General features: G+C 71.8%; 13 protein-coding genes. 8 read left to right on the forward strand and 5 right to left on the reverse strand.

Going from position 1 to position 12644, the window contains the following annotated elements; all coding sequences use genetic code 11:
• The 5 genes from ACSU6M_RS23800 to ACSU6M_RS23820 all read left to right on the forward strand — a co-directional run bounded on the left by ACSU6M_RS23800 (position 1) and on the right by ACSU6M_RS23820 (position 5490).
• On the forward strand, positions 1–1236 hold the full coding sequence (locus ACSU6M_RS23800; protein ID WP_437072163.1) for a L,D-transpeptidase: 1236 nt from the start codon (positions 1–3) through the stop codon (positions 1234–1236).
• A 158-nt stretch (positions 1237–1394) separates the two neighbouring features.
• Positions 1395–2162 (forward strand): enoyl-CoA hydratase/isomerase family protein, encoded by a 768-nt coding sequence (locus ACSU6M_RS23805; RefSeq protein WP_437072164.1) that lies wholly within the window; start codon positions 1395–1397, stop codon positions 2160–2162.
• A 179-nt stretch (positions 2163–2341) separates the two neighbouring features.
• On the forward strand, positions 2342–2950 hold the full coding sequence (locus ACSU6M_RS23810; RefSeq protein WP_437072165.1) for an ATP-binding protein: 609 nt from the start codon (positions 2342–2344) through the stop codon (positions 2948–2950).
• A gap of 576 nt (positions 2951–3526) precedes the next feature.
• Positions 3527–4294, forward strand: a complete 768-nt coding sequence (locus tag ACSU6M_RS23815; protein WP_437072167.1) for a polysaccharide deacetylase family protein — start codon at positions 3527–3529, stop codon at positions 4292–4294.
• Positions 4294–5490, forward strand: a complete 1197-nt coding sequence (locus tag ACSU6M_RS23820; RefSeq protein WP_437072168.1) for a hypothetical protein — start codon at positions 4294–4296, stop codon at positions 5488–5490. The genes ACSU6M_RS23815 and ACSU6M_RS23820 overlap by 1 nt, the downstream gene beginning before the upstream one ends.
• Before the next feature lie 3 nt (positions 5491–5493).
• Here the strand turns inward: ACSU6M_RS23820 and ACSU6M_RS23825 are convergent, their stop codons facing one another.
• The gene (locus tag ACSU6M_RS23825) at positions 5494–6108 is read right to left on the reverse strand and encodes a GNAT family N-acetyltransferase (RefSeq protein WP_437075327.1); all 615 of its coding nucleotides are present in this window, start codon (positions 6106–6108) and stop codon (positions 5494–5496) included.
• 192 nt (positions 6109–6300) lie between these two features.
• Between ACSU6M_RS23825 and ACSU6M_RS23830 the strand changes: the two genes are divergently transcribed.
• The gene (locus ACSU6M_RS23830) at positions 6301–6513 is read left to right on the forward strand and encodes an EF-hand domain-containing protein (RefSeq protein WP_437075329.1); all 213 of its coding nucleotides are present in this window, start codon (positions 6301–6303) and stop codon (positions 6511–6513) included.
• A 61-nt stretch (positions 6514–6574) separates the two neighbouring features.
• Here ACSU6M_RS23830 and ACSU6M_RS23835 read toward each other — a convergent pair whose 3' ends face one another.
• Entirely contained in the window at positions 6575–7498 is a 924-nt protein-coding gene (locus ACSU6M_RS23835) for an AraC family transcriptional regulator (protein ID WP_437072170.1), read from the reverse strand.
• 125 nt (positions 7499–7623) lie between these two features.
• Between ACSU6M_RS23835 and ACSU6M_RS23840 the strand changes: the two genes are divergently transcribed.
• A complete protein-coding gene (locus tag ACSU6M_RS23840) occupies positions 7624–8616 on the forward strand; it encodes a zinc-dependent alcohol dehydrogenase family protein (RefSeq protein WP_437072172.1) in 993 nt (330 codons plus the stop codon).
• Positions 8617–8724: 108 nt separating this feature from the next.
• On the forward strand, positions 8725–9387 hold the full coding sequence (locus ACSU6M_RS23845) for an NADPH-dependent F420 reductase (protein WP_437072173.1): 663 nt from the start codon (positions 8725–8727) through the stop codon (positions 9385–9387).
• Positions 9388–9475: 88 nt separating this feature from the next.
• Here ACSU6M_RS23845 and ACSU6M_RS23850 read toward each other — a convergent pair whose 3' ends face one another.
• From ACSU6M_RS23850 to gcvH, 3 genes are all read right to left on the reverse strand, one after another.
• Complete coding sequence (locus ACSU6M_RS23850) at positions 9476–10843, reverse strand: L-serine ammonia-lyase (RefSeq protein ID WP_437072175.1); 1368 nt, start codon at positions 10841–10843, stop codon at positions 9476–9478.
• A 61-nt stretch (positions 10844–10904) separates the two neighbouring features.
• Positions 10905–12167 (reverse strand): serine hydroxymethyltransferase, encoded by a 1263-nt coding sequence (glyA, locus tag ACSU6M_RS23855; protein WP_437072176.1) that lies wholly within the window; start codon positions 12165–12167, stop codon positions 10905–10907.
• 8 nt (positions 12168–12175) lie between these two features.
• Positions 12176–12553, reverse strand: a complete 378-nt coding sequence (gcvH, locus tag ACSU6M_RS23860; RefSeq protein WP_437072178.1) for a glycine cleavage system protein GcvH — start codon at positions 12551–12553, stop codon at positions 12176–12178.
• Positions 12554–12644 lie beyond the last annotated feature (91 nt).

Consider the following 12644-nt stretch of genomic DNA (forward strand, 5'->3'; position numbering starts at 1 on the left):
TTGAACGTGCGACCGATACCGGGGGCGTCGGTTGGCGGACGCCGGCGGCGGCTGGGGGCCGTGTTCGCCGGCGCGCTGCTGCTGGCCGTGACCGCCTGCGGTGGTGGGGGATCGGATTCCGGGAAGGGCTCGGGGGACGGCAAGGGCAAGAACGCGGCTCCGGCCGCGACGGGGCAGTCGGAGGCCGTCGTCACCATCGCGCCGAAGAACGGCGCGACCGACGTGGACACGAGCGGCGAGCTGAAGATCTCCGCCGCGAAGGGCAAGCTGACCGAGGTCGTCGTCGAGGACGACAAGGGCAGGAAGATAGACGGCTCGATAGCCGCCGACGGCAGCGGCTGGACTCCCCGGACGCATCTGGCGGCCGCCACCAGGTACCGGGTGCACGCCGTCGCCAAGGACTCCGAGGGCCGCACCGCCGCCGAGGACTCCAGCTTCACCACGCTGACCCCGGACAACACCTTCGTCGGCACCTTCACGCCCGAGGACGGCTCCACCGTCGGCGTGGGCATGCCGTTCTCGGTCCGCTTCACCCGCGGCATCACCAACCCGGACGACGTCGAGAAGGCCATCCGGATCAAGACGGAGCCGGCCGTCGACGTCGAGGGCCACTGGTTCGGCAACGACCGCCTCGACTTCCGTCCGGAGCAGTACTGGAAGGCCGGCACCAAGGTGACCGTCGAGCTGAACCTCGACGGCGTCGAGGGCCGCGACGGCGTCTACGGCGAGCAGTCCAAGACCGTCTCCTTCACCATCGGCCGCTCGCAGGTGTCGATCGTGGACGCCGAGAAGCACACGATGAAGGTCATGCGCGACGGCAAGCTCCTCAAGACGATCCCGGTGACCACCGGCAAGCCCGGCTACGCCACCTGGAACGGCAAGATGGTCATCAGCGAGAAGTTCGCGGTGACCCGCATGAACGGCGACACCGTGGGCTATGACGGCGAGTACGACATCAAGGACGTGCCGCACGCCATGCGCCTGACCACCTCCGGCACCTTCGTGCACGGCAACTACTGGGGCGGCGACGCCTTCGGCAACTACAACGCCAGCCACGGCTGCATCGGCCTGCGCGATGTGCGCGGCGGCTGGGACAAGGACATCGAGGCCGCCTGGTTCTTCGACAACTCGATGATCGGTGACGTGGTGGAGGTCAGGAACTCCACCGACCCGACCGTCGACCCGTCCAACGGCCTCAACGGCTGGAACATGTCCTGGGCGGAGTGGACGAAGTAGGACCCCCGATCGCCGCGGACCCGGTGCTGTGACCCAGGCACCGGGTCCGTTGCCGTTGGCGGACGTGCTGTGCCTGCCGGGGGATGCCCCCCGGACCCCCGGCCGGTGTGACCGACCGCACCGGACCGGTTCGCGTTAGTCCCCGTTAACCTGCCTGCATGACCGTGAATCTCGAAGTGGCCGAGGGCGTCGGCACCCTCCGCCTGGACCGTCCGCCCATGAACGCGCTGGACATCGCCACCCAGGACCGGCTGAAGGAACTCGCCGAGGAGGCCGCGCGCCGCGACGACGTGCGCGCGGTGGTGATCTACGGCGGCGAGAAGGTGTTCGCGGCGGGCGCGGACATCAAGGAGATGCAGGCCATGGACCACACCGCGATGGTCCTGCGCGCCCGCGCCCTTCAGGACTCCTTCACAGCGGTGGCCCGCATCCCCAAGCCGGTGGTGGCCGCCGTGACCGGCTACGCCCTCGGTGGCGGCTGCGAGCTGGCGCTGTGCGCGGACTACCGGATCGCCGCCGACAACGCCAAGCTGGGCCAGCCGGAGATCCTGCTGGGCCTGATCCCCGGCGCGGGCGGCACCCAGCGGCTGTCCCGGCTGATCGGCCCGTCCAAGGCCAAGGACCTCATCTTCACCGGCCGGATGGTCAAGGCCGACGAGGCGCTGACGCTCGGCCTGGTGGACCGGGTCGTGCCCGCCGCCGACGTGTACACCGAGGCGCACGCCTGGGCCGCCAGGCTCGCCCAGGGGCCCGCCCTCGCGCTGCGCGCCGCGAAGGAGTCGATCGACGTCGGTCTGGAGTCGGACATCGACACCGGCCTCGCGGTGGAGCGCAACTGGTTCGCGGGCCTGTTCGCGACCGAGGACCGCGAGCGCGGGATGCGCAGCTTCGTGGAGGAGGGTCCGGGCAAGGCGAAGTTCCTCTAGGGTCCGTGTGAAACGCGTCGCAGGCACTTGCAATTGACGGAGTGTCTGATCCGGGTCCCTCGATGGGGCGGTTTATGGGAGCCTTAAAGCAGCCTTAAGCCTGTTGTGTCGAGGGAGCCCGTCCGTTGCCTCTGAGTGCCTCGTCTTCGCAGGTCAACGCGGGTACGGAGACCTCCGAAGTGCCTGCGGCATATGCCGATCGGATCCCGCGGACCGGTGGCTTCCGGGGGGCGTATTCCTCGGGAACGGCCCCGAAGGGCGCGCTGGGCGGCCATGATGGGGGCATGGCGGGGCTGGAGGGCATCGAACAGCCGCGGGGAGACAGCCGTGCGACGGCGGCGCGCTGGTCGCCTGCGGTGGAGGACGAACGGGCGCTCAAGGCGCTGGAGTTGTTCGGCAACCCGACGGAGGGCGAGGTTCCGCTGCCCTCCCGCCCGGAGTCGGCGGCGACGGCCCGCCGGCTGGCGCAGGTGGTGGTGCTCCGGCACTGGGGGCTCACGCCCAAGCTGACCGAGGACGCCGTGTTACTCGTGTCCGAGCTCGTGGGGAACGCCGTACGGCACACCGGGGCGCGGGTGTTCGGGCTGCGGATGCACCGGCGGCGCGGATGGATCCGGGTCGAGGTGCGCGACCCGTCACGGGGGCTGCCGTGTCTGATGCCCGTGCAGGAGATGGACATCAGCGGGCGGGGCCTGTTCCTCGTCGACAAGCTGGCGGATCGGTGGGGGGTCGATCTGCTGCCACGGGGCAAGACGACGTGGTTCGAGATGAGGGTGGCGGATCGCTGACTTCCGCGTGCGCGTGACGCGCGTCCGGCCGCGCAGGCCCCCGGAGCGCGGGACGCCGGACGCCGCTCCGCTCCACGAGGCGCCCCTGCCGCTCGCCGACCCGGTTTGATTCACGAGGCACCCACTGCGGCTCGCCGGTCCGGTCTGATTCACGAGGCGCCTTCTGCCGTTCGCCGGTCCGGTCTGATCTACGAGGCACCCGCTGCGGCTCGCCGGCCCGGCCCGATCCACGAGGCGCCCTCTGCCGTTCGCCGGTCCGGTCTGATCTACGAGGCGTCCCCTGCGGCTCGCCGACCCGGCCCGATCCACGAGGCGTCCCCTGCGGCTCGCTGGTCCGGTTTGATTCACGAGGCGCCCCTGCCGCTCGTCGGCCCGGTCTGATCTACGAGGCATCCCCTGCGGCTCGCCGGTCCGGCCCGACCCACGAGGCGCCCCTGCCGCTCGCCGGCCCGGTCTGATCTACGAGGCGCCCCCTGCCGCTCGCCGGCCCGGCCTGATCCGCGGAGGCCCCCCTAGGGCGCCGTACCGGGCCACCGTTCGGAGCAATCGCCCTGATTGCCCGTAACCACCCCTTAAATGGTCCCCGTGACCTTCAGGGACCGCCGCTCGGCCCTCCGTACCACCGCCGGGCTCGTCGCCACCACCGCCCTCACCGCGGGCTGTTCCACCGCACAGCCCCCGGCCGCCCCCGAGGCGCCCCGCCCCTCCCCGCGCCCCGCCCCCGGCCCCCGCCGCTTCCCCGCCCAGCCCCCGCAGATCACCCACGGCCCCCGCGACCGCCCCCGGGTCGCCCTCACCTTCCACGGCGGCGGCGACCCGGCCACCGCCCACGCCCTGCTGACCGAGGCCGAACGCCACCGCGCCCACGTTACCGTGCTGGCCGTCGGCAGCTGGCTGGACGAGAACCCCGCGCTGGCCCGGCGGATCCTCGCCGGCGGGCACGACCTCGGCAACCACACCCAGCGCCACCTCGACATCAACGCCATGCCCGAGGCGGAGGCGCTGAACGAGATCACCCAGTGCGCCCGCCGGCTCAAGCGGCTCACCGGATCCATCGGCAGCTGGTTCCGCCCCTCCCGCACCGCGCGCGCCTCCCCGCTGGTCGAGACGCTGGCCCGCCGCGCGGGCTACCCGCACGTGCTGTCGTACGACGTCGACTCCCTCGACTTCACCGGCCCCGGCGCCCCCGCCGTCGCCCGCACCGTGCTCGGCGCGATCCGGCCCGGCTCCGTGGTGAGCCTGCACTTCGGACACGCCGACACCGTCGCCGCCCTGCCCGCCGTACTGGAAGAACTCGACCGCCGCGCCCTGCGCCCGGTCACCGTCACGGAGTTGCTGACCTGATGCGCCGAAACCACCTGCCCCTCACCCGCGCCCTCCTCGCCGCCGCCGGCCTCCTCGGGCTCGCCGCCGTCGCCGCCTGCGGCACCGAGACCCGGGACCGCGGCGCCGACACGCCGGCCACCAAGGCCGCGGCCGTCCCCGCGCCGCCGAAGAAGAAGCAGATCCAGGGCCTGCCCGGCATGCCGCCGGTGCTCGACCCGAAGGACGTCTACGCCGCCGACCGCCCGAACCGGCTCTCCCCGGTCGTCAAGGACTTCCCGTCACGGGTCTACGTCCCCAACACCGAGTCCGACACCGTCTCCGTCATCGACCCCAAGACCTACGAGATCATCGAGACCATCCCCGTCGGACGGCAGCCGCAGCACGTCGTGCCGTCCTGGGACATGAAGACCCTCTGGGTCAACAACAACCGCGGCCACACCCTCACCCCCATCGACCCGAGGACCGGCAAGGCCGGAAAGCCGGTGGAGGTGCACGACCCGTACAACCTCTACTTCACCCCGAACGGCAAGTACGCGGTCGTCATGGCCTCCCTCGACCGCGAGCTCGTCTTCCGCCACCCGCACACCATGAAGCGGATCAAGACCGAGCCGGTCACCTGCTACGGCGTCAACCACGCCGACTTCTCCATGGACGGCAAGTACTTCATCGTCTCCTGCGAGTTCAGCGGCGAGCTGCTGAAGGTCGACACGCAGAAGATGAAGGTCGTCGGGCAGCAGAAGCTCCCCTTCGAGGGCGCCATGCCGCAGGACGTGAAGATCTCCCCGGACGGCAAGAAGTTCTACATCGCCGACATGATGGCCGACGGGATGTGGGTGCTGGACGGCGAGACGTTCGACGAGCCGGAGCTGGTGCCCACCGGCAAGGGCTGCCACGGGCTGTACGTCAGCCGCGACTCGCGCGAGATGTACGTCTCCAACCGGGGCGAGGGCTCCGTCTCCGTCTGGGACTTCGCCCGGAACAAGGTCGCCAAGAAGTGGCACCTCCCCGACGGCGGCAGCCCCGACATGGGCGGCGTCTCCGCCGACGGCAAGGTGCTGTGGCTGTCCGGGCGCTACGACGCCGAGGTGTACGCCATCGACACCCGCACCGGCAAGCAGCTCGCCCGCATCCCCGTCGGCAGCGGCCCGCACGGGCTCGCGGTGTACCCGCAGCCCGGCCGCTACTCGCTGGGCCACACCGGCATCTTCCGCTGACCCCTACCGGGTGCGCAGCAGCGCCTCCGCGCCCACCTGACGGTAACCGGCCGCCTGGAACGCCCGTACGCTGCGGGCGTTCCCCGGCGCCACCTGGGCCCACAGGGGCTCGCCGGCGAGATGCCGGGCGGCCGTCACCAGGTTCCGCCCCAGCCCCCGGTGGCGGGCCTCCTCGTCGATCTCCACCGACACCTCCAGACGCCCGGCGACCCCGCGGCCCATCACCAGCACACCGCCCTGTGCCGTCCACGCCCGCACGTCGTCGCGGCGCCGGCGGGCGTACGCGATCCGGGGGTGGGCGGGGTCGGCGATCTCCTTCAACGGCAGCGGCGGCTCGCCCGCCAGCGGGGAGCCGACCAGCACGGCGTCCACGCACTCGGTGACGCGTCCGGTGCGCTGAAGCAGGGCCGCCAGGAAGCGCGGGTTCATCGTGGCGGCCAGCAGGTCGCAGTCCAGGGCGCGCAGAGTCTCGTACACCCATGCCGGGTCCTCGTCGGTGAAGACCACGGAGTGGGCCGTGAAGGCCATGACCCCGGCGTCCCGCGGCGACGGCTGCGGCACGACCGTCGTGCCGCCGTCCGGTGGCGGGAAGACGCCGTTCGCCGCCGCGTCGAGCATGTCCCGCAAGCTGTCGGCCACACCGGCTCCCCGTATCCGCACCCACTGCCCGTCGCACCCATGATCGGCGACCCCACCGCCGCGGCTCCGCCCTGGGGTGGGCGCCGCACCGCACGCTCGTCCGGGCCGTTAGTCTGACCTGCGCCAGTACGACTGGTACGACAGCAAGGTATGACGAAGAGGGGCGGATCGGTGGCCGACATCGAAGAAGCACGCAAGCAGTTCGACCGCATCGACACGGACGGTGACGGCCAGATCACGGCCGCCGAGTTCAAGACCGCCCTCGCCCAGGGCGGCGACTGGAACGTCACCGAGGCCGTCGCCGAGGCGATCATCGCCAGCCGCGACCTGGACGGCGACAAGCTGCTGTCCTTCGACGAGTTCTGGGCCCACCTGAACAAGTGACGCGTGCGCGAAGGGGCGCCCGTGCCGAGGCGGAAACGCCTGGCCGGGCGCCCCTTCGGGGTCAGGACGCCCTGCGCCGGTACTGCCCCGGCGCCACCCCGAACTGGCGCTTGAACGCCTTGGCGAAGGCGAACTCCGAGGTGTAGCCCGCGCGCTGGGCGACCAGGCGCAGCGGCGTGTCGTCCTCGCGCAGGATCCGGCCGGCCGTCGTCATGCGCCACCAGGTGAGGTACGTCAGCGGGGGCTGGCCCACCAGCGCGGTGAACCGGCGGGCGAAGGCCGCGCGGGACAGACCGGCCCGCAGGCCCAGCTCGCCGACCGTCCAGGAGCGGGCGGGGTCCTCGTGCATGGCGCGCAGGGCCGCCGCGATGCCGGGGTCGGCGAGGGCGGCCGCCCACCCGGTGGGGTGCCCCGGACTCTCCTGGCCGTCGCGCTGCCACCAGGCCCGCAGGATGTAGAGCAGCAGGGTGTCCAGCAGGTTGGCGACGATGGTGTCCGAGCCGGGCTGCGGGTCCGCCAGCTCGGCGCCCAGCAGCTCCACCGCCGTGCGCAGCGCGCCGTACGCCCCGACCCGCGCGGGCAGATGGACCACCTCGGGCAGCTCGGTCAGCAGCGGATGCGCGCGGCTGCGGTCCAGCAGATAGGCCCCGCACAGCATCACGGTGTCCGGCGCCGCGTCCCGGCGCGGGGTGGGCACCTCGGGCCAGTGGCCCTGCCCGTCCAGGCGTACGTCCTCCAGCGGCGCGTCCAGGGAGCTGGCGATGGCGTGGCCGCGGCCGTGCGCCAGGAACGCCACATCCCCCGGTCCCAGCGCGACCGGCTCGCCCTGGGCCGGTATCAGCCAGGCCGAGCCGCGCAGCACCACATGGAACCCGGCCCCGCCGGCGGCCTCGAACCGCAGCCCCCAGGGGGCGTACTTGTCCCGCAGTCCCGAGTGCGGCCGGCCGGTTCGTATCGCGGCGATCGCGTCACTGAGCACGTCCATGCCCGTAACGCTAGGCGACGCGGGGGCACGGGGGCCGGGCGCGTCGCGGGCCGGAGACGATCGGACAGGAACCCGAGACAGTGGGGCATGGTTCGTCTGCGGGGGCGCTGCCTAGCGTTGACGGCATGTCAACGACCGCACGTACGGTGCTTTTTCATGAGATCGGCGGACCCGAGGTTCTCCAGGTGGAGGAGGTCGAGCTGCCCGAGCCGGGGCCCGGCGAGGTCCTCGTCCGGGTGGAGGCGCTCGCCCTCAACCGGGCCGAGGCGCTCTTCCGCTCGGGCGGCTACTTCTACCCGGCGACCCTGCCGGCCTCCCGCAACGGCTACGAGGCCGCGGGCGAGGTGGAGGCGGTCGGCGCGGGGGTGACCGCCTTCGCGCCGGGCGACCCGGTGCTGTCGGCCGCCAACCACGAGCTGAGCTCCCTCGGGGTCTACGGCGAGCGCATCCTGATGCCCGAGACCTCCCTGGTCCCGCGTCCCACGGGGGTGGACGCGGTGACCGCGGCGGCGGTCTGGGTGACGTACTCCACGGCCTACGGGGCGCTCGTGGAGCGGGCCGGGATGAAGGCGGGCGACCATGTGCTGATCACCGGTGGGTCCAGCGGGGTGGGCACCGCCGCGATCCAGGTGGCGCGCCGGGCCGGTGCGCTGCCGGTCGTCACCACCCGCACCGAGGCCAAGCGGCAGCGGCTGCTGGACCTGGGCGCGGAGCATGTGATCGTCTCCGAGGGCGAGGACGTGGTCAAGGAGACGAAGCGGCTCACCGCAGGGCGCGGCGCCGAGATCGTCCTGGACGCGATCGGCGGCGCCGAGTTCGCCGCGCTGGGGGACGCGGCCGTGGAGGACGGCACGCTGATCTGCTACGGCTGGCTGAACGAGCAGCCCGTGCTGCTGCCCATGCAGTGGCCGCTGACCGTGCTCGGCTACAACAACTTCGCCCTCACCGGGACCGCCGAGGGCCGCCGCCGTGCCGCCCACTACATCGGCTCCGGCCTCACCGACGGCACCCTGAGGCCGGTCGTGGCGGACGTCTTCGACGGCCTGGACGCCGTCCGGGACGCGCACCGGCTGATGGAGTCCAACACGCACACGGGCAAGATCGTCGTACGGGTCTGACGTCCCCGGCACCGGGGCGGCGGTGAGGAATAGCCCGCGCCGGGCCGGGGTTGACGCCCCCGGAAGATAGATGCAAGTGCATCGATCCACTCGGAAGGGCGACCTGTCATGAAGATCGGCATCATCGGCGCGGGCAACATCGGCGGCAACCTCACCCGGCGGCTCACCGCCCTCGGCCACGAGGTCGCCGTCGCCAACTCCCGGGGACCGGCGACCCTCACCGCCCTCGCCGAGGAGACCGGCGCCACGCCGGTGCCGGTCGAGGAGGCCGCCCGGGGTGCCGAGGTCGTCGTCGTCACCGTCCCGCTCAAGGCGGTCCCCGACCTGCCGGAGAACCTGTTCGCCGGGGCCGCCGAGGGCGTGGCCGTCATCGACACCGGCAACTACTACCCCCAGCAGCGCGACGGGCGGATCGCCGCCATCGAGGACGAGGGCCTGACCGAGAGCCGCTGGACGGCCCGGCAGCTCGGCCACACCGTGATCAAGGCGTTCAACGGCACCTACGCCCAGGACCTCCTCGACCGCCACCGCCCCGCCGGCGCCCCCGACCGCATCGCCGTGCCCGTCGCCGGCGACGACGAGGCCGCCAAGGCCAAGGTCCGCGCCCTGATCGACGAGCTCGGCTTCGACACGGTCGACGCCGGCGGCCTGGACGACTCCTGGCGCCAGCAGCCCGACACCCCCGTCTACGGCCTGCGCGGCGACGCCGAGGCGGTGCAGAAGGCCCTCGCGGAGGCGTCCCCGGAACGCAAGCCGGAGTTCCGCGCCTGATCCGGAACACGGACCCGGAGCACCGGCACCCGTGCGACGCGCCGCGCGGAACGGCGCCGGCTCAGCGCGGCCGGCGCCGGCCGGGTGCTCAGCACTCGATGATGTTCACCGCGAGGCCGCCGCGGGCCGTCTCCTTGTACTTCACCGACATGTCGGCGCCGGTCTCCTTCATGGTCTTGATGACCTTGTCGAGGGAGACCTTGTGGGAGCCGTCGCCGCGCATGGCCATGCGGGCGGCGGTGACCGCCTTGACCGCGGCCATGCCGTTGCGCTCGATGCAGGGGATCTGGACGAGCCCGCCGACGGGGTCGCAGGTCAGGCCGAGGTTGTGCTCCATGCCGATCTCGGCGGCGTTCTCGACCTGCTCGGGCGAGCCGCCGAGCACCTCCGCGAGCGCGCCCGCGGCCATGGAGCAGGCGGAACCCACCTCGCCCTGGCAGCCGACCTCGGCGCCGGAGATGGAGGCGTTCTCCTTGAACAGCATGCCGATCGCGCCCGCGGCCAGCAGGAAGCGGACCACGCCGTCCTCGTCGGCACCCGGCACGAAGTTGATGTAGTAGTGCAGGACCGCGGGGATGATGCCGGCCGCGCCGTTCGTCGGGGCGGTCACCACCCGGCCGCCGGCGGCGTTCTCCTCGTTCACCGCCATCGCGTAGAGCGTGATCCACTCCATGGCCAGCGCCTGCGGATCGCCCTCGGAGCGCAGCTTGCGCGCGGTCGTCGCCGCCCGCCGCTTCACGCGCAGGCCGCCCGGCAGGATGCCCTCGCGGGACATGCCGCGCGACACGCACGCCTGCATCACCCGCCAGATGTCGAGCAGCCCCTCGCGGATCTCCTCCTCGGTGCGCCAGGCACGCTCGTTCTCCAGCATCAGCGCGGAGATCGACAGACCCGTCTCCTTCGTCAGGCGCAGCAGCTCGTCGCCCGTGCGGAAGGGGTACTTCAGGACCGTGTCGTCCAGCTTGATGCGGTCCTCGCCGACCGCGTCCTCGTCCACGACGAACCCGCCGCCGACCGAGTAGTACGTCTTGGACAGCAGCTCGGCGCCCGAGGCGTCGTACGCCCAGATCGTCATGCCGTTGGCGTGGTACGGCAGCGCCTTGCGGCGGTGCAGGATCAGGTCCGCGTCGAAGTCGAAGGCGATCTCGTGCTCGCCCAGGAGCCGGAGGCGGCCGCGCTCCTTGATCGACTCCACCCGCTCGTCCGCCGTCTCCACGTCCACCGTGCGCGGCGAGTCGCCCTCCAGGCCCAGCAGCACCGCCTTCGGGGTGCCATGGCCGTGGCCGGTCGCGCCCAGCGAGCCGTAGAGCTCGCAGCGGACGGAGGCGGCCTTCGCGAGAAGGCCCTCATTGCGCAGGCGGCGGGCGAACATCCGCGCCGCGCGCATCGGGCCCACCGTGTGGGAGCTGGACGGGCCGATGCCGATCGAGAACAGGTCGAAGACCGAGATGGCCACGTCGACTCCTCAGAACTGGGGTGGCGGGGCACCCGGGATCGCCGGGTACCCCACCGGGGACTTACTTGTTCAGGCCGGGGTACAGCGGGTGCTTGTCGGCCAGGGCCTTCACCCGGGCCTTCAGCGACTCCACGTCGTACGACGGCTTGAGCGCCTCGGCGATCACGTCCGCGACCTCGGCGAAGTCCTCGGCCGTGAAGCCGCGGGTGGCCAGGGCGGGCGTGCCGATGCGCAGACCGGAGGTCACCATCGGCGGCCGCGGGTCGTTCGGGACGGCGTTGCGGTTGACCGTGATCCCGACCTCGTGGAGGCGGTCCTCGGCCTGCTGGCCGTCCAGCTCCGACTCCCGCAGGTCGACCAGGATCAGGTGCACGTCCGTACCGCCGGACAGCACGTTGACCCCGGCCTCACGGGCGTCGGCGGCCGTCAGCCGCTCGGCGAGGATGCGCGCACCCTCCACCGTACGACGCTGGCGCTCCTTGAAGTCCTCCGAGGCGGCGACCTTGAAGGACACGGCCTTGGCCGCGATCACATGCTCCAGGGGGCCGCCCTGGAAGCCCGGGAAGACCGAGGAGTTCAGCTTCTTGGCGAACTCCTTCTTCGCCAGGATGATGCCGCCGCGGGGGCCGCCGAGCGTCTTGTGCGTGGTGGACGTCACCACGTCCGCGTACTCGACGGGGTTGGCGTGCAGACCGGCCGCGACCAGGCCCGCGAAGTGGGCCATGTCGACCCACAGGTACGCCTCGACCTCGTCGGCGATCCGGCGGAACTCCGCGAAGTCCAGCTCGCGCGGGTACGCCGACCAGCCGGCGATGATCACCTTCGGGCGGTGCTCCTTGGCGAGGCGCTCGACCTCGGCCATGTCCACCAGGCCCGAGTCGTCCACGTGGTAGGCCACCACGTTGAACTGCTTGCCGGAGAAGTTCAGCCGCATGCCGTGGGTCAGGTGACCGCCGTGCGCCAGGTCCAGGCCCAGGATCGTGTCGCCGGGCTGGGCCAGCGCGAACAGCGCGGCCTGGTTCGCGGAGGCGCCGGAGTGGGGCTGGACGTTGGCGTACTCGGCGCCGAACAGCTCCTTGATCCGGTCGATCGCGATCTGCTCGGTGACGTCGACGTGCTCGCAGCCGCCGTAGTAGCGGCGGCCCGGGTAGCCCTCGGCGTACTTGTTGGTCAGGACCGAGCCCTGCGCCTCCATGACGGCCAGCGGAGCGAAGTTCTCCGAGGCGATCATCTCGAGCGTGGACTGCTGACGGACCAGCTCGGCGTCGACCGCGGCGGCGACCTCCGGGTCGAGCTCGTGCAGGGGCGTGTTCAGGACGGACATGTCTCTCCTCAGCCGGCGATGAAGGCGTCGTACTCGTCGGCGGAGAGCAGGTCGGCCTGCTCGTCGGCGACGCGTACCTTGAACAGCCAGCCGCCCTCGAAGGGGGCGGAGTTCACCAGCGAGGGGTCGTTGACGACATCCTCGTTGACCTCGGTGATCTCACCGGTCACGGGGGAGTACAGCTCGGACACCGACTTGGTCGACTCCAGCTCACCGCAGGTCTCGCCCGCGGTCACCGTGTCACCGACGGACGGCAGGTCGACGTAGACGACATCGCCGAGCGCGTTGGCCGCGTGCTCCGTGATGCCGACCGTCGAGACGCCGTCCTCGGCGGCCGACAGCCACTCGTGCTCCTTGCTGTAGCGCAGCTGCTGGGGGTTGCTCATGGCCTGAATTCTCCTGTACGCGGAAACGTGCTGATGACGGGGGGACTGCTGGAAACGTGCGTGAGCAGCGGAAATGTGCGCAGGGTCACGC

The organism is Streptomyces sp. enrichment culture, assembly GCF_964272895.1.
Classification (GTDB): Bacteria; Actinomycetota; Actinomycetes; order Streptomycetales; family Streptomycetaceae; genus Streptomyces.